13 protein-coding genes are annotated in these 15,906 nt (G+C 59.0%); 9 read left to right on the top strand and 4 right to left on the bottom strand.

The annotated features are described in order from the left end of the window. Positions 1-77: 77 nt before the first annotated feature. Complete coding sequence (gene dinG, locus NYE85_RS20170; RefSeq protein ID WP_259006523.1) at positions 78-2,279, top strand: ATP-dependent DNA helicase DinG; 2,202 nt, start codon at positions 78-80, stop codon at positions 2,277-2,279. Between the two features lie 3 nt (positions 2,280-2,282). Here dinG and NYE85_RS20165 read toward each other — a convergent pair whose 3' ends face one another. Then, a complete protein-coding gene (locus tag NYE85_RS20165) occupies positions 2,283-2,714 on the bottom strand; it encodes an Lrp/AsnC family transcriptional regulator (RefSeq protein WP_259006522.1) in 432 nt (143 codons plus the stop codon). Between the two features lie 132 nt (positions 2,715-2,846). On the opposite strand from NYE85_RS20165, the gene NYE85_RS20160 reads away from it, so the two are divergent. Together NYE85_RS20160 and NYE85_RS20155 are read left to right on the top strand one after the other, a co-directional pair. Then, the gene (locus NYE85_RS20160) at positions 2,847-3,791 is read left to right on the top strand and encodes a DMT family transporter (protein WP_259006521.1); all 945 of its coding nucleotides are present in this window, start codon (positions 2,847-2,849) and stop codon (positions 3,789-3,791) included. Positions 3,792-3,828: 37 nt separating this feature from the next. After that, on the top strand, positions 3,829-4,455 hold the full coding sequence (locus NYE85_RS20155; RefSeq protein WP_259006520.1) for a LysE family translocator: 627 nt from the start codon (positions 3,829-3,831) through the stop codon (positions 4,453-4,455). A gap of 19 nt (positions 4,456-4,474) precedes the next feature. On the opposite strand, the gene NYE85_RS20150 is transcribed toward NYE85_RS20155, so the two are convergent. After that, positions 4,475-5,089: a TetR/AcrR family transcriptional regulator gene (locus tag NYE85_RS20150; RefSeq protein WP_259006519.1), complete on the bottom strand. Its 615-nt coding sequence runs from the start codon at positions 5,087-5,089 to the stop codon at positions 4,475-4,477. Between the two features lie 79 nt (positions 5,090-5,168). Between NYE85_RS20150 and NYE85_RS20145 the strand changes: the two genes are divergently transcribed. Beyond that, positions 5,169-5,774, top strand: a complete 606-nt coding sequence (locus NYE85_RS20145; protein ID WP_259006518.1) for an NAD(P)H-dependent oxidoreductase — start codon at positions 5,169-5,171, stop codon at positions 5,772-5,774. Here the strand turns inward: NYE85_RS20145 and NYE85_RS20140 are convergent. Continuing rightward, positions 5,749-6,612, bottom strand: a complete 864-nt coding sequence (locus NYE85_RS20140) for a helix-turn-helix transcriptional regulator (RefSeq protein WP_259006517.1) — start codon at positions 6,610-6,612, stop codon at positions 5,749-5,751. The two genes, NYE85_RS20145 and NYE85_RS20140, sit on opposite strands and share 26 nt — an antisense overlap. 96 nt (positions 6,613-6,708) lie before the next feature. Here NYE85_RS20140 and NYE85_RS20135 point away from each other — a divergent pair, with 96 nt between their 5' ends. Genes NYE85_RS20135 through NYE85_RS20125 form a run of 3 tightly spaced genes read left to right on the top strand, consistent with a single transcriptional unit; the run spans position 6,709 to position 11,036 of the window. Further along, positions 6,709-8,145, top strand: a complete 1,437-nt coding sequence (locus NYE85_RS20135; RefSeq protein ID WP_259006516.1) for an MFS transporter — start codon at positions 6,709-6,711, stop codon at positions 8,143-8,145. A gap of 34 nt (positions 8,146-8,179) precedes the next feature. Continuing rightward, a complete protein-coding gene (gene ybiB, locus NYE85_RS20130) occupies positions 8,180-9,133 on the top strand; it encodes a DNA-binding protein YbiB (protein ID WP_259006515.1) in 954 nt (317 codons plus the stop codon). 49 nt (positions 9,134-9,182) lie between these two features. After that, positions 9,183-11,036, top strand: coding sequence for a M3 family metallopeptidase (locus tag NYE85_RS20125; protein WP_259006514.1), 1,854 nt, complete (start codon positions 9,183-9,185; stop codon positions 11,034-11,036). A 33-nt stretch (positions 11,037-11,069) separates the two neighbouring features. On the opposite strand, the gene NYE85_RS20120 is transcribed toward NYE85_RS20125, so the two are convergent. Beyond that, positions 11,070-11,705, bottom strand: a complete 636-nt coding sequence (locus tag NYE85_RS20120; protein WP_259006513.1) for a flavin reductase family protein — start codon at positions 11,703-11,705, stop codon at positions 11,070-11,072. A gap of 117 nt (positions 11,706-11,822) precedes the next feature. Here NYE85_RS20120 and rlmF point away from each other — a divergent pair, with 117 nt between their 5' ends. After that, on the top strand, positions 11,823-12,809 hold the full coding sequence (rlmF, locus tag NYE85_RS20115) for a 23S rRNA (adenine(1618)-N(6))-methyltransferase RlmF (protein ID WP_259006512.1): 987 nt from the start codon (positions 11,823-11,825) through the stop codon (positions 12,807-12,809). A 199-nt stretch (positions 12,810-13,008) separates the two neighbouring features. Continuing rightward, positions 13,009-15,624, top strand: a complete 2,616-nt coding sequence (locus NYE85_RS20110; RefSeq protein WP_259006511.1) for a DUF4214 domain-containing protein — start codon at positions 13,009-13,011, stop codon at positions 15,622-15,624. Positions 15,625-15,906 lie beyond the last annotated feature (282 nt).

Genomic DNA, 15,906 nt, shown 5'->3' with positions numbered 1-15,906 from the left:
GCTGGGCGAGACGTGGGCTGACTGGACGCAACGCTTGTGGGACAATAGCGCCATCATTTCGTTTAGATAAGAGTTGAATGGCGCTCTCTACCTCAGTTAAAACTCAGATCGGTCAGTGGTATAAAGCCCTGCAACAGCAAATACCGGATTTTATTTCCCGCGCGCCGCAACGGCAGATGATTGCCGAAGTGGCGAAAACCCTGGCCGGTGACTACCCACGCCATTTGGCGATCGAAGCCCCGACCGGCGTGGGCAAAACCTTGTCGTATCTGATCCCCGGCATCGCCGTCGGGCGCGACGAAGGCAAACCGTTGGTGGTCAGCACCGCTAACGTGGCCTTGCAGGACCAGATCTTCAGCAAGGATTTGCCGCTGCTCAAGAAGATCATTCCCGATCTGAAATTCACCGGGGCGTTTGGCCGCCGGCGCTACGTGTGTCCGCGTAATCTGGCGTCGATGAGTACCGACGTGGCCGAGCAGGGCGATTTGATGCTTTACCTGGATGACGACGAACGACTGCCGTCCAATGGCGAAGAGCAGGCGCTGTGCCAGAAATTGTCCACCTCGCTCAGCCGACATGAGTGGGACGGCCTGCGTGACCACTATGCCCAGTCGATCGACGACACGCTGTGGGCCAAGCTGAGCACCGACAAGGTCAACTGCCTGGGGCGTAACTGCCATTACATTCGCGAATGCCCGTTTTACCTTGCCCGTAAGGAAATCGAAAGCGCTGACGTGGTGGTGGCCAATCATGCGTTGGTGATGGCGGCGCTGGAAAGCGAATCGGTGCTGCCGAATCCGAAAGAGCTGCTATTGGTGCTGGACGAAGGGCACCATCTGCCGGAGGTGGCACGCGACGCGCTGGAAATTGAAGGTGAAATTACCGCGCTGTCGACCAACCTGCAGCTCGATATGATCGTGCGCCAGGTGGAACAGTGCATGGCGCAGTACCGGCCGAAAAACCCACCGGGCCTGGCGAATAGCGAACGCTTGAAGAATCACTGCGAGGAGCTGCGCGAGCTGGTGCAGATCTTCGAACAGCAGCTGAGCGCCTACCTGCCGGGCGATAGCGCAGAGGCGCAATACCGTTTCGAGATGGGCGCGCTGCCGCCGGAAATGGTCGAGGCGTGCGCACGGCTGTTCAAATTGACCGATGCGCTGCGTGGGCTGGCGGAATTTATCCTCAACGATCTGACCGAGCAGAGCGGCAAGCATGATATCGTGCGGCTGCACCGCGCCATTTTACAAATGAGCCGCACGTTGGGTTATCTGGAGGCAATGAGCAAACTGTGGAAGCTGGCCGCGCTGGAGAAATCCTCCAATGCGCCGATCTCCAAATGGGTGACGCGCGAGCTGCGCGATAACGTCACTCATCTGTATCTGCACTGCGTTGGCATTCGCGTCAGCGATCAGCTGGAAAAACTGTTGTGGCGTAATGTGCCGCACGTAGTGGTCACCTCGGCCACCCTGCGTTCGCTTAACAGCTTTGCGCGGTTGCAGGAGATGAGCGGGCTGAACGAAAAGGCCGGCGATCGCTTCGAGGTGCTGGCTTCGCCGTTTAACCACGTCGAACAGGGTAAAATCGTCATCCCGCAGATGACGTTCGAACCGGCGATCGCCACCGAAGCGGAGCACCTGGAGGAGATGGCACGTTTCTTCCGGGCGCAGGTGGCCGGCGCACAGCACAAGGGCATGCTGATCCTGTTCAGCAGCAACCGGGCGATGCAAACCTTCCTTGGCTACGTGACCGATCTGCGCCTGATGTTGCTGGTGCAGGGCGATCAGCCGCGTTATCGGCTGGTGGAAGAACACCGCAAGCGGGTGGAAAAAGGCGTGGCCAGCGTTCTGGTCGGTCTGCAGTCGTTCGCCGAAGGGCTGGATCTCAAGGGCGACCTGCTGACCCAGGTGCATATCCATAAAATTGCGTTTCCACCCATCGACAGTCCGGTGATCCTCACCGAAGGTGAATGGCTGAAAACCCTGAAACGTTATCCTTTTGAAGTGCAAAGTTTGCCCAGCGCGTCGTTTAATTTGATCCAGCAGGTCGGTCGATTAATTCGCAGCAATGAATGTCGTGGTGAAATCGTGATTTACGATCGCCGGCTGTTGACCAAAAGCTACGGTGCACGTTTGCTGTCGGCGCTGCCGGTATTCCCGATTGAGCAGCGCGAGGTACCGGCGGCCGACAAGGCGCACAAAGCGGCGCTGAAATCGGTGGCGGAGGCGACGAAAAAGCAGAAAAAAGCCGCCAATCCGTTTGCCCGCCGTCGACGCCGCTGAGCGTCACAGCGGCGGCAGGCGGCGTTTTACCGGCGTGGTTTTCACTATCGAGGTATTGCTCTGCGCCCGCTCGGCCAGCCGATCGAGGATCTGGTCGAGCTGCTCGAGCGAATGGGCCACCAGACGCACGATAAAACAGTCTTCGCCGGTGACCTTGTCGCATTCGATCGCCTCGGGCGTCTCGACGATCATCTGTTCCACCTTTTTCAGCATGCCCGGCAGCGGTTTGACGCGCACCAGCGACTGGAACGCGTAGCCCAGCGCCGGCAGATTGACGTTCAGGGTGTAGCCCTGGATCACGCCGCTCTCCTCCAGCCGCCGCAGCCGTTCCGAAGTACTCGGTGACGACAGGCCCACTTTGGCGCTCAGCGTCTTCAGCGACATGCGCGCATCCTCGGCCAGCAAGGCCAACATTTGGCGATCGATATCGTCCATAGCGACTCCGTTAGGGTAAATAAGGCAATTTCCTTAGATAAAAAGGAATTTAAACACCAATGCCTTTTTTATTCCATGTATTGTCGTCAAAAATCGTTGCACACTATTTCCTCTGTCCAAGAGGGGAACGAGATGAACACAGACATTAAACGCGGCTCGCTGGAGATGATTGCGGCAATGCTGATTTCCGGCAGCATTGGCTGGTTTGTACTGATGTCCGGTCAGCCGGTGGTCAACGTAGTGTTTTGGCGCTGTGTGTTTGGCGCCGCGGCGCTGTTGGTGGCCTGTGGGCTACGGGGGCAACTGCGCCGCTCGAGGTTGACCCGCGCTATGTTGCTGTTGGCGGTGGCGGGTGGCGTTGCGCTGGTGATCAACTGGCTGCTGTTGTTTGCGGCCTATGCCTACGCCTCTATTTCCATCGCCACTGCGGTGTACAACACCCAACCGTTTATGCTGGTGGTATTGGCTGCGCTATTGTTTGGTGAAAAGCTGACGGCGCGTAAAATACTGTGGCTGACGCTGGCGTTTATCGGCATGGCGCTGGTGGTGCTGTCGCAGCCAGGGCAGCAGAGCGAACAGCAACATTATCTGTTGGGCATTTTGCTGTCGCTGGGCGCGGCATTTTTCTATGCGTTGATGACGCTGGCAGCCAAACGTCTGACCGGCACGCCGCCGCAGGTAATTGCACTGATCCAGGTCAGCGTCGGCGCGCTGATGCTACTGCCGCTGGTGGACTTTGGGGTGGCAACCAGCGGTGGACAATGGGGGTTATTGATTACCCTTGGGGGGCTGCACACCGGCGTGATGTACGTGTTGCTGTATGGCGGTATCCAGAAATTGCCAACCCACCTTACCGGTTCGCTGTCGTTTATTTATCCGCTTGCGGCCATGCTGGTCGACCGGTTTGCCTTTGGTCATCAACTGGTTGCGCTGCAACTGGCCGGCGCGGCGTTGATTCTGCTGGCAGCGGCCGGCATGAATCTGCTGGGAGAGCGGCAGGCGCCTACTGCACCGGGCGCCGAGTGCAATAATTTGCCGTGTGATACTGGTAAAACGCCGCGTGCGGATTATGATTGAAGGCAACTTTCCCCGCCGTTTGATCAGGTAACCCCGAATGGACATTACGACGCTGTTGCTGTTTTCCGCCGCCTGCCTGGCACTGGCCGTTACGCCAGGGCCGGACATGTTGTTGATTGCCTCGCGTAGCCTCAGCCAGGGGCGTCGAGCCGGCTTCGCCTCGCTGGCCGGTATCCAGCTTGGCACCTATTGCCACGCTCTGGCTGCAGCGCTCGGCTTGTCGCAACTGTTTGTGGCGGTACCGCTGGCTTATGATGCGGTCCGCCTGTTGGGGGCGGCCTATCTGCTGTATCTGGCGTGGAAAACGCTGCGCGCAGGGAGTAACTTGCAGGCCACTGCCAGCTTGCAGACGGTAGCGGTGGGGCGGATTTTGCAGCAAGGTCTGTGGACCAACATACTTAATCCCAAAATGGCGCTGTTCGTGCTGGCGCTGTTCCCGCAGTTTATCAACCCACAAGCCGGATCGGTGGTGGTGCAGATGCTGCTGCTGGCTACGGTGCTGAACGTGATTGGTCTGGCGATCAATGGCGGCGTCATTTTGCTGATCGGTGGGATGAAAAGCCGCTTCGCCGGGCGGCGGTTCAGCGCCCGCTGGCCGAACTACCTGCTGAGCGGCGTGTTTGCCGGCCTGGCCTGCAAGCTGATTTTCGACAGCCGTAAATAATCGCGGCGCGTATGGCGCCTCAGCTTCTTTCTACCAGCGCCACGATGGTCACCAACAGCTCGCGTTTTGCTTCGTCGGGGCTGATTTGCTGGCAGACCGCCGCGCATGACAGCGCTTCTGCCGCCCCCAGCATTGCCCACAGCCCCGCGGCGGCAATGTCGTTGCCGCTGGCGAACGGTGCCAGCATCTGCCGGCATTTTTCAATAAACGCCACTTCATAGGCGCGTTTGATCTTTTCAAGCTCCGGCGTACCGGCCAGCGCGGCGATAATGCCGGGGATTTCGCGTCCTTGCAGCAGCACGCAATCGACATATGCGGTGGCAATCACCGTGGCGCGACCAATCAGCGTGGCCTCGCTGGCCTGTAACATCTTATCGAACAGCGCGTTCTGGCGGGCGTCAAACTCTTGATACAACGCCGCCAACAGTCCAAGGCGCGTCCCAAAGTGATCGTACACCACCGGTTTGGTCACGCCAGACTGCTCAGCGAGCCTGCCCAGCGACAGGTTTTCCGTTCCTTCCTGGCCGATTATCTGCCATGCGGTATCCAAAAGTTGGCGGTTGCGCTCCTCGCGTGACAGACGCTGACGCGGGGTTGCCGTGGCGGATTTTTGTTGCGTGGATAATTTAGCCATTGCTAATATACCAATAGTAGGTTACTAATGGTATATAGTTTACGCCAGTTCCTGAAAATCAGCAATCAGAGAGGTCAACATGCATTATCTTATCGTTACCGCACACCCGGTTCAGAGCTCGTTGACTCACGGTGTGGTGCAGCGCATTGCTGCGGGCGTTGCCGAGGGTAATCACAGCGTCGAGATCGCCGATTTGGCGGCGGAGGGGTTTGACCCGCGTTTTTCTGCCGATGATATCAGCGCATTTCACCTGCAGGCGCCTATCCCGGCGGACGTGCTGGCCGAGCAGCAGCGTATCGATCGCGCCGACGCCGTGATACTGGTCTATCCGGTATATTGGTGGTCGATGCCAGGCCAGCTCAAGGGCTGGATCGATCGGGTGTTCACCAACGGCTGGGCGTACCAAGACGGTGGGGACGGCAAAGTGCAAAAGAAACTGTCGCATCTGAGGGTGCATCTGGCGGCGATTGGCGCCGCAGATAGGGGCACCTATGACCGCCATGGCTATACCAGCGCGATACAGACCCAGATCGATCACGGTATTTTCGATTATTGCGGTGCGCGGGTGGTGACCTCTGAACTGCTGCTGACGCCGGAGTTCCCGCATATCGAGGCGCTACTGGCGTCGGCGCAGGCGCTGGGTAGCAGGATGGCTGGCGTCACCCAGCCGCAGATGGCCGTCTAGCGCCTCGCGATAATATTGCTTCGAATGCCGCGCTGGGCGTTGTATCGGCCAGCGCGCTGTACATCACCAGCCGCAGATGATTTTCTTCATCAACCACAAAGGAGGCGTGCTCGAAGGTCACTTCTCCCACACCGTCGATCCGAAACGTTCGTTGCCCCTGGCAGCGGCCATGAATATCGTGCTGCTGCCAGAGTTGGCGAAACTGCGGTGAAATGTCGGCTAGCGATTGTACCCGCTGCTGCATGGTGGCGTCGTGCGGTGCGCGGGCATAGTCGCGGCGAAAACTGGCGAGGATTTGCGGCGCTTGCGCCTGCCATTCAAGCAGGCGTTGCTGAAGCTGTGGATCGGCAAACAGCATCCACAGCATATTACGCTGCTCTGGCGCTCGTTCGGCAATGCCGAACAGTGCGTCTGCCGCCGGGTTCCAGGCAATGATGTCCCAACTCAGGTTCATCACGTAGGCCGGGCGCAGGGTCAGATCGTCGAGCAGACGCCGTACCAGCGGCGAGATCTGACACCATTGATGCCCCGTGGCCACCGGTGGGCGCTGATGAGCCAGCAAAAACAGGTGATAGCGTTCGGTTGCGTCCAGTTTCAGTACCCGTGCCAGGTTTTCCAGGAAGTCGACCGACGGATTAATTTCCCGCCCTTGTTCCAGCCAGGTGTACCAGGTCAATCCCACCCCGGCCAATGCCGCCACTTCTTCCCGGCGCAAGCCGGGGGTGCGCCGTCGGCTGCCGCTTGGCAACCCTACCGCCAGCGGCGTGAGCTTTTCCCTTTTCTGACGTAAAAAATCGGCCAGCTCCTGGCGGGTTCTCTGTAGCGTGCGTGGTGGCATAAGCGTCCTGTTACCAATAGTAATAGTATAAATGGCTATATAGTAACAGCTTAAATCATCATCCATACTGCCGGCAATACCGATTAAGGAGGCGTTATGGAGCATATTCTTTCCTGCCGCAGTCGCGGCCTGCCGGGATTGCCGGTGCTGTTGTTGGGCGGTTTTGTTACCGTTTTCGATTTGTTTGTGGTCAACGTGGCGGCACCGGTTATTCAGCAACAATTTGCCGCCAGCTTCGCCGCTATTGGCATGATTATCGCCGGCTATGAATTGGCGTTTGGCATGCTGTTGATTGGCGGTGGGCGATTGGGCGATCGCTTTGGCCGTCGCCGGCTGTTCCGCCTGGGGATGCTGGCGTTTACGCTCACCTCGGCGCTGTGCGGTCTGGCAACTTCGCTCACCATGCTGATCGTGGCGCGTTTTCTGCAAGGAGCGGCGGCGGCACTGTTGTTCCCGCAAATCTACGCTCTGCTACGGGTACTGTACGATGAACAGCAACGGCGGCGCGCCTTTGCCTGGTTGGGTATGACGCTGGGTCTGGCGGCGATCGTTGGCCAGGTGTTTGGCGGCATGATCGTCGAGGCCGATATTTTTGGCAGCGGTTGGCGCACGATCTTTTTGATTAATCTACCGATTGGCGTGGTGGCGATAGTGGTGGCGCGGCGCATCCCCGAGTCGCGTCTCGAGCATGCGCAGCGGCTGGACGGTATCGGACTGCTGTTGGCCGCGGCCGGCTTGCTAATGCTGTTTTTGCCGCTGCTGGAAGGTCCCTCGCGCCATTGGCCGTGGTGGATAGCGCCGATGCTGGTGGCCGGTATTGTACTGCTGTGGGCATTTTGGCATTGGCAGCGGCACCTGACCCGGCGGGCGCAGGATGCGGTACTGGATCCTGCTCTGTTTCGGCAAGGAGCCTTCACTCGCGGGGTGGCGGTGGTATTGGCGATTTATTCAACGGCATCGTCATTCTTCCTGTGTTTTGCCTTGCTGTTGCAGTCCGGTATCGGCCTGTCGCCGTTTCAGGCCGGGACGCTGTTTGCCCCCGCCAGCGTGGCATTTATCATCGGCTCGCTCCTCGCACCGCTGGGGGTACGACGCTGGGGCGACGCTGCGTTGGCCGGCGGTGTGCTGATCTATGCCGGCGGGCTGGGCATGTTGCTGGTGCAGATCTGCTGGGGAGAGGGAGGGGCGCAGCCGCTGTGGCTGGTGCCGGGGCTGGTGGTGTTGGGTTTTGGCCAGGCGCTGAGCATGACGCCGTTGCTGAATCGGCTATTGGGCTGGGTACCTGCGCCGCAGGCGGGCATGGCCGCCGGGGTGATCGCGACCGTACAGCAAATAGGCGGCGCGCTGGGAATTGCCATCAGCGGAATGCTGTTTGTGCCGTTGCTGGCGGAGGCTGGTCACCTGGAACGTTATGTGCAGGCCTTTGCCGGTGCGATGGCGTACAACCTGCTGGCGCTGCTGTTTGCCCTGCTGATGCTGATCGGACTGATTCGGCGCAGGCGGGGCAAAGAAGTTGAGCACTATCGCGGATAGGGTATGCTAAACAGACGCACCAGGGGAGGCCTGCATGGATTACACCAAAATTATCAAAGAAATAGGGCGTGGAAAGAATCACGCGCGCGATCTGGATCAAGCAACGGCATTTGCGCTTTATCAGGCGATGCTGGCCGGCGAAGTGCCGGAGCTGGAACTGGGCGGCGTGCTGATCGCCATGCGCATCAAGGGCGAGGCCGAGGCCGAGATGCTCGGCTTCTACCAGGCAATGCAGCAGCAGATACTGCGGTTGCAAAAACCGCACGGGCGGCCGATGCCGGTGGTTTTGCCAAGCTACAACGGCGCGCGCAAGCAGGCAAATCTGACGCCATTGCTGGCTCTGCTGCTGGCGCGCGCTGGTTTGCCGGTGGTGGTGCACGGCGTACTGGATGACAGCACGCGGGTCACCAGCGCCGAGATCTTCCAGGCGTTGGGGATTGCCTGGTCGGAGAATGCCGCCGATGCCCAGCAGCGGCTGGAGAGCGGTGAGCCGGTATTTATACCTGTTGGCGCACTGTCCGCCGCGCTTGATCGTCAGTTGAGCCTGCGCTGGCGCATGGGGGTACGCAATAGCGCCCATACGCTGGCCAAACTGGCGACGCCATTTGGCGATGCAGACGTGTTACGCATTGCCAGCGTTTCGCACCCGGAATACGTTGGCCGCGTGGCGTCATTTTTCCGCCAGATCGGCGCCCGCGGTTTGTTGATGCATGGCACCGAAGGCGAAGCCTACGCCAACCCGCTGCGTTGTCCGCAGATCCACTATATCGTCAATGGTGAGCAGCAGATTCTGCTGGAACGCCCGGCGCAGGAGGATCTGCCGCAGTTGCCGGAGGCCAAGGACGCCGAAACCACCGCACGCTGGATTGAACGCTGTCTGGCCGGCGAGGTGGCAATTCCGAACGCGTTGGCACGTCAGGTGGCCTGTTGTCTGTTGGCCAGTGGTGAAGTCGACACGTTCGAACAGGGGTTGGCGCGTCTGGCATGATTGCCGGTGGCTATACTGACAGTTTTCATCGCGCATCGGAAGGATGTCTATGCAACAGGCTCTCGATTATTTCAATCAATTGAATCAGGACTATCTGCGCGTTCACCAGACCAAGGAAGATCTGTTCTGGCAGAACTATATGGGCATCGGCGCGACAGACGTATCGGCACGTTTTGCCGCCGCGGAAAGCGCCTATAAGCGTTTTATCGCCGAGCCGCGCCGTCTGCCGGAGATTCGGCAGCTGGTGGCCGAACTGGAGGCGTTACCCCCCACGCAGGAGCGCCAGGCGCTGCTGCATGGATTAAACGGCTGGCAGCGGTTCTTTGAGTGCAACGTGATTGAGGACCCGCAGGCGCAGACGTTGCTGGATCAGATCATTGCCGCCGAAGCCGATCTGTACGATCGCCGCAAGGCTCACCCGTTAACCCACCTGAATGCAGAGGGGCATCGGGTGGCTGCGTCGCTGGGTGAGCTGCTGACCAATCAGGCCACCAACCAGAATGAAGATTACCGCCGCAGTTCACAAACCGCGCTGCGCGAGCTGGAACAGTGGCTGCTGCATAACGGCCTGCCGGCGCTGATCGTTTTGCGCAATCGTTTTGCGCGCCAGATGGGGTATCGCAACTATTTTGATTACAAGGTAAACAAGACCGAACGTATGACGCCGGAGCAGCTGTTCGCCATTCTTGACCGTTTCGAGCAGCAAACCCGCGAGGCCAATGCGCGCAGTCTGCAACAGCTGGCGGCGGAGAAAGGCGCGCAGGCGCTGGAGCCCTGGAACCTGCGTTTTGCCAGCGCCGGCGACGTTACCCGTCAACTGGATCCGTATCTGCCGTTCGCTCAGTCGTTGGCGCGCTGGGTCGACAGTTTCAAGCGGTTGCATATCGGTTTTCGCGGTGCGGAAATGAACCTCGATCTGCTGGTGCGCGTGGGCAAATATGAGAACGGTTTTATGCATGGCCCGCAGCCGCCGTTTTTCCAACGCGGCGAGTGGCGGCCGGCCAGGCTCAATTTCACCAGTCTGGCGCAGCCGGGGCAGGTTGGTAGCGGCGCCCATGGCCTGAATACCCTGTTCCATGAGGGCGGACACGCGGCGCACTTTGCCAATATCTGTCAAAATGCCCCCTGTTTCTCGCAGGAGTTCCCGCCAACCTCAATGGCCTATGCCGAAACGCAGTCGATGTTTTGCGACAGCCTGCTGGATGACGCGGACTGGCTGAAACGTTATGCCAAGAACGCCGCCGGTGAAGCGGTACCGGATGCGCTGATCAAGGCCAGCATTGAGGCGCGGCAGCCGATGCGCGCTTTCAACGAGCGCCATATTTTGCTGGTGCCGTATTTTGAATGGGCGCTGTATCAACGGGATGAGGCACAGCTGACGCCGCAGGCCATTACCCAGTTGGCGCGCGACACCGAACAGAAAATCCTCGGTGTCAGCGGCAGCCCGCGGCCGACACTGGCGATACCGCACCTGCTGTCGCTGGAGTCGGCCTGCTCTTATCAGGGCTACCTGCTGGCGTTGATGGCAGTAGAACAGACGCGTCAGTTCTTCTTGCAGCGCGACGGTTATCTGACCGACAACCCGGCGATAGGCCCCGATCTGGCGCAGCACTATTGGCAGCCGGGCAACAGCGTCAGCCATGATGACACCTTGCGCAGCCTGACCGGCGAGGGCTTCAACCCGGATTATCTGGCGGCGGCCTGTAACCAGACGGTCGAGCAGGCGTGGCGGATGGCGCAGGAGACCATGGCGGACGCGGCGCAGCGTCCGCAACCGGCTGCCGACTTCGACTTGGTGGCGCATATCCGGGTGGTAGACGGTGAGGTGCTGCTGGCGGACAACGCCGACGGTGACCAGAAGATGTGCCAGGACTTTGCCGCCGCGATCGCTGCCCGGCAGTAGGTGGGTTACCGCCGGTTTGCCCCGGCGGTAAGGTTATTTAGCTGCGTCCGGTCGCACCAGATCGAAACGCTGCTGTTCGGAAATGCCATAATACGCCGTCGGCCCGCCGGCGCGCAGAATCGGCTGGGCAGCGGCGGTCTGGTACACGCCGTGTTGATCCAGCAGCGTGCGATCGATATGCACCGCCACCACTTCCCCCAGTACCAGCCAGGATTCCACCTGCTCGCCGGCCGCCGTTTGCAACTGGATGCACTGGCTCAGTCGGCATTCAAAGTGGACCGGGCTTTCTGCCACCCGATCGACCCTGACCTTGCGGCCCGGCAGCGGCGTCACGCCGGCGAAGGCAAATTCGTCTCCGCCTCGTGGTAGCGACGCCGAGCTGTTGTTCATCGCTTCCGCCAGCGGGCGCGTGGCCAGGTTCCAGACGAACTCGCCGGTTTCGATGATGTTCGCCACGCTGTCCTTCCAGCCAGAGCTGGCAAAGCCAATAATCGGTGGGCGGTAGTTGAAGCAGTTAAAGAAACTGTACGGTGCCAGATTGCGGTGTCCGGCGGCGCTGACGGACGAGATCCAGCCGATCGGCCGTGGCCCGACGATGGCATTCAGCGGATCGTGCGGCAGGCCATGGCCGGCGGCAGGCTCATAGTAGTAATGCGTTTCACTGCTCATAGCGTCCCTTGTCTTGATAAACGAAGCTTTTATTCTGACCGGTTTGTCACAGGCTGCAAGTTTGGTCGGGGGATATGTTATCTTATGCGCCAGAACCCGCCAGCAAGAGTCAGTCAGGTGCAAAAAAAGAAAACTTTCCCGCAGCAGAAAAAAGGCCTGCATCCCCGTAACCGCCACCGTTCCCGTTACGACTTCCCGGCGTTGATCGCCAGTTGTCCGGCGCTGGAATCATTTGTCAAAGTCAATGAATGGGGCAATGAGTCGGTGGATTTTGCCGATCCGGCCGCGGTGAAAATGCTTAACCGCGCACTATTGCAACATTTTTACGGTATTGAGCATTGGGATATTCCTGCCGATTACCTGTGTCCGCCGATCCCCGGGCGCGCGGATTATCTGCACCATCTGGCGGATCTGCTGGCCACCAGTAACGGCGGCGAGATCCCGCGCGGTAAGGGCGTGGCGATCCTCGACGTTGGCGTAGGCGCCAATTGTATTTATCCGATTGTCGGTCTGCGTGAGTACGGTTGGCGTTTTACCGGTTCGGAAATCGATCCGGTTTCGCTGAACTCGGCCAAAATGATCGTGGCGATGAATCCAACGTTGAAAAACAGCGTGCGCCTGCGGTTACAAAAACAGCCGACACGTATTTTCGATGGCATCGTCGGCGTTGCCGAGCGTTTTGACGCTACGCTGTGCAACCCGCCGTTCCACGGTTCTGAACAGGAAGCTCGCGCCAGCACCCGATTGAAGCTGCATAAATTGGGCAAGGGCAACGTGGCGGATAAACCGGTACAGAACTTTGGCGGCAAGAATAATGAGCTATGGTGTGACGGTGGCGAAGAAGCTTTTGTACGCACCATGGTGGAAGAAAGCGTCGCCAAGGCAAAAAACTGCCTGTGGTTTACGTCGTTGATCTCCAAAAACACCACGCTGCCGTCGATTTACCACGCGCTGAAACTGGCCGGAGCACAACAGGTGCGTACCATCGAAATGGCCCAGGGACAGAAAATCAGCCGCTTCGTCGCCTGGACATTCCACGACGCCGAACAGCAAGCGGCCTGGGCCGCCGAACGCTGGCAAAGCGCCCCGCTAGCGCAGGGTTAATCTACCCGTCTGGGAGGCAACTCCCAGTTTGGTCTTTTGCTGTCACCGCTCGGTTGACAGAATGCTTAACGGTTCCTTAACTGTATCCATACCTACAATACGCCTTTCCAGCAGTGTGCAGCGTCTCCGTTTATGCCGCAGGAGACAGGATCACGGCGCCTGACGCCGCGTTGCTACCCTTCACATAGCGAGAGTTCCCATGACTTCTTTATCAACGCAGAAACAGGTTGGTGCATTGATTATCGGCATTTATGGCCGACAGCCGACGCTGGACGAAATCAACCAGCTTGATAGCCAATACGATCTTGGCAGCCTGCCGCCTGCCTATATTGCCACGGTTCTGATGAGTCAACCCGACGCCGACTGGATGAACGGGCAAAGTGATTTTGACATTCTCAGCACGGTCTATAGCTCGATTTATCAGCAACCCGCCGATGCAAATTACATTAATTCTTTACTCGAGATGGGGCATTTTAACGCCGCCGTCGCCAGCGTGGTGATGGATCTGTTCAATTATCTCGGTGATGACCCGGCGCTGCTGGCGCAGCAGCAGGCGTTGGATCGGCAGATTGACGATGCGCTGTTCCCGCACGATCTGCCAGGCAGTTTATATCAGGAGCAGGTTGCCGCCGTTTTCCTGGCGGTGCCCGAACGCGCTATTGACGCCGGTTCGCTCGATCATTGGAGCAACACGCTGGCGTCGGGCGAGATGAACTACCATCAGTTGATTGGCGCACTGTTGGCGACGCCGGAGTTTCAGCAGCAGATTGGCGATTTGCAGGGTGACGCGTTTATTCAGCATATCTATCAGGCCGTGCACGGGCGTGTGGCGAACGCCGAGCAGCTGGCGGCGTACCGCGAGTTGGGCGATGACCAGGCGTTGATCGTGCAACGGGTGGTGGAGGATCTGCGCGGCAACGACTCGCCCGATGCGGTCACGCAGCATGAACAATGGCAGTTTGCCCGTGATATTGGCAACAGCCTGACCTATCAAAGCACCGCTTCGCTCAGCACCAGCGAGGGCGGTGGCAATGCCTACGGCACGGTGAACGGCTACGGCGGCCATAGCTTGAGCGATGCGGAAACCGCAGTGCTGTACCGCGTCTTTCTTGACGCCGATGCGGCGGTGTCGGTGGATCTCAGCTATGCCTATCAGCTGTCGTCACTGACCGTCAACGGGACCAGCGCCGCCAAGATCACGCTGCATAACAATCAGTATGTAAGTTACGGCGTCGACGTCATCCTCAACAATGCCAATGTCACGCTTAACGGCACCTATGGCGGCGATACGCTACAGATTAGCGCACTGGCGCAGCTCAACGACGCGCGTGGCAATTTCCTGCTCGACAACGGTAATGACCGCTTGCTGTGGGCCGGCAACGGTGATGGTGGTGCCAACCAGGTCGGGGCTGAATTGCGCGCCGACGGCGGCGCAGGGCACGACGTGCTGTCCGCCAATCTGATCGTCAAATCGATCGCCAGTATCGATCTGTGGGGCGCACGGGTAACTACCATCGACAGTAACGTGGACAATTTCCGCCATTTTGAGCAGTTGGATATGGCTGGCTACATCGGCCAGGCAGAGGCTACGCTGCAACGCATCAACTGGAGCGGCAGCAAAACTGACAGCCTGGCCACCCAGGCTCACGTGTTCGACTATGGTTTGCTGACCGGCGACGCCACGGCGGAAGGCACCCGTGGCGGCTATGTGATCCAGCATGCGCTGCCGGACGATCTTGGCAGCGCGGGACTGCTGCTGTCGGGCAAGGCGGATAACGTCAAGGTGATCAATGCCAGCGGGGCCGCCGGTAAGCTGGAGATCGACAGCGTAGGCAATCAGGCTGACAGCCTGTTGCAGATCGATTTTCTGGCGAACGCGCTCAACCGCTTTGAGGTGCTGTTCTCCGGCGGCAACAATGCCGGTACGCTGGTGCTCAACAGCAGCGGCGATGATAATCCGCTCAGTCAGATTGCCATTACCACCGGCGCGTGGCGCGGCGGCGAGCTGACGCTGGCGGGCGATAATCAGCAGATACGGGAAATTATCCTGGATGGCAAGGCGGCCTTGACGCTGCACCTGTCTGACGGCTACGACAATCTGGCGCTGATCGACGCCTCGGGGTTCGAGCGTAACGCGCTGAACCTGACTACCGGTGACGGTGGCAGCGGAGACGGTATGTTGATTCAAATGCTGGATTTGTTGCCGTTGAGCGATGGCACGCAGGCGGCGCTGGCGCCGATATTGACCGATCTCGGCCTGCACGGCGAGCAATTGCTGGTGAAAGGCGGCGGTGGCAACGATCGGTTCAACGTTGCCGGCGATACCACCCTCGTCGGCGGCGGCGGTAATAACAGTTTTTCTCTGCAATCCAGCACCGCCGAATCCGGCGTAACGCTACGCGATTTTTCGCTGTCCAGCGGCAGTATCAGCGATGCCTTATCCAACCTGCGCTTCTCCACGCAAAGCGGTAGCGCATTGACGGATTATGGCATCAGTAACGCGCAGGACATTGAAGCGCGGGTTGGTGCATTGAGCGAACAGCCGCACAGTGCCAGCGCACTGTTGGCTGCACTGCTGGATCTGGATCAGCCAGGCGCGCTCAGCGCCAAAGCGGGCATCAGCAGCGTGCTGGGAGAGGAAAACAGCAGCTATCTGATTGTTGATAACAATGACAATCATGCGCTGGACGCGGCGGACAGTGTCATCATGTTGCAAGGACTGGCACACCAGGCGCTGCTTGATGGATTGCACTACGCACCGCAGCAGCTGGCGATAAATGGCGTTGCCGATCAACCAACCGATCTGGCGGCATAGCGCCGCTAGCCGATGCCATGATGCCGGCGTGCTGTCGGCATCATGCCGGTGAGGTTGATTCGGCCTCAAGGTGCATGCAGGCGGTGGTGAACAACCGCTGCCCGGCAGACTGGGCAATGTGCGGATGGCCTGGCCGCGGCCGGCGAAAATAAATAGTTTGCTGGCGCTGTTCTTTTTTCTGCTTTACGTTATTCTCAAATCAGCAATATTTCCTGTGCATAATTAGAAATTACTATTTTAAAATTAATAATTGCTTTTATTTATTATTTCTCTGCGGTTACA

Origin of the sequence: Serratia sp. AKBS12 (genome assembly GCF_024793895.1) — a bacterium.
In the GTDB taxonomy this organism is placed as follows: domain Bacteria; phylum Pseudomonadota; class Gammaproteobacteria; order Enterobacterales; family Enterobacteriaceae; genus Serratia_F.
The sequence above is the reverse complement of the archived record's forward strand: the minus strand, read 5'-3'. Positions and strand labels throughout refer to the sequence as shown.

Coding starts and splice junctions, on each gene's coding strand:
- dinG (WP_259006523.1), top strand. CDS start 78: ATGGCGCTCTCTACCTCAGTTAAAACTCAGATCGGTCAGTGGTATAAA.
- NYE85_RS20165 (WP_259006522.1), bottom strand. CDS start 2,714: ATGGACGATATCGATCGCCAAATGTTGGCCTTGCTGGCCGAGGATGCG.
- NYE85_RS20160 (WP_259006521.1), top strand. CDS start 2,847: ATGAACACAGACATTAAACGCGGCTCGCTGGAGATGATTGCGGCAATG.
- NYE85_RS20155 (WP_259006520.1), top strand. CDS start 3,829: ATGGACATTACGACGCTGTTGCTGTTTTCCGCCGCCTGCCTGGCACTG.
- NYE85_RS20150 (WP_259006519.1), bottom strand. CDS start 5,089: ATGGCTAAATTATCCACGCAACAAAAATCCGCCACGGCAACCCCGCGT.
- NYE85_RS20145 (WP_259006518.1), top strand. CDS start 5,169: ATGCATTATCTTATCGTTACCGCACACCCGGTTCAGAGCTCGTTGACT.
- NYE85_RS20140 (WP_259006517.1), bottom strand. CDS start 6,612: ATGCCACCACGCACGCTACAGAGAACCCGCCAGGAGCTGGCCGATTTT.
- NYE85_RS20135 (WP_259006516.1), top strand. CDS start 6,709: ATGGAGCATATTCTTTCCTGCCGCAGTCGCGGCCTGCCGGGATTGCCG.
- ybiB (WP_259006515.1), top strand. CDS start 8,180: ATGGATTACACCAAAATTATCAAAGAAATAGGGCGTGGAAAGAATCAC.
- NYE85_RS20125 (WP_259006514.1), top strand. CDS start 9,183: ATGCAACAGGCTCTCGATTATTTCAATCAATTGAATCAGGACTATCTG.
- NYE85_RS20120 (WP_259006513.1), bottom strand. CDS start 11,705: ATGAGCAGTGAAACGCATTACTACTATGAGCCTGCCGCCGGCCATGGC.
- NYE85_RS20110 (WP_259006511.1), top strand. CDS start 13,009: ATGACTTCTTTATCAACGCAGAAACAGGTTGGTGCATTGATTATCGGC.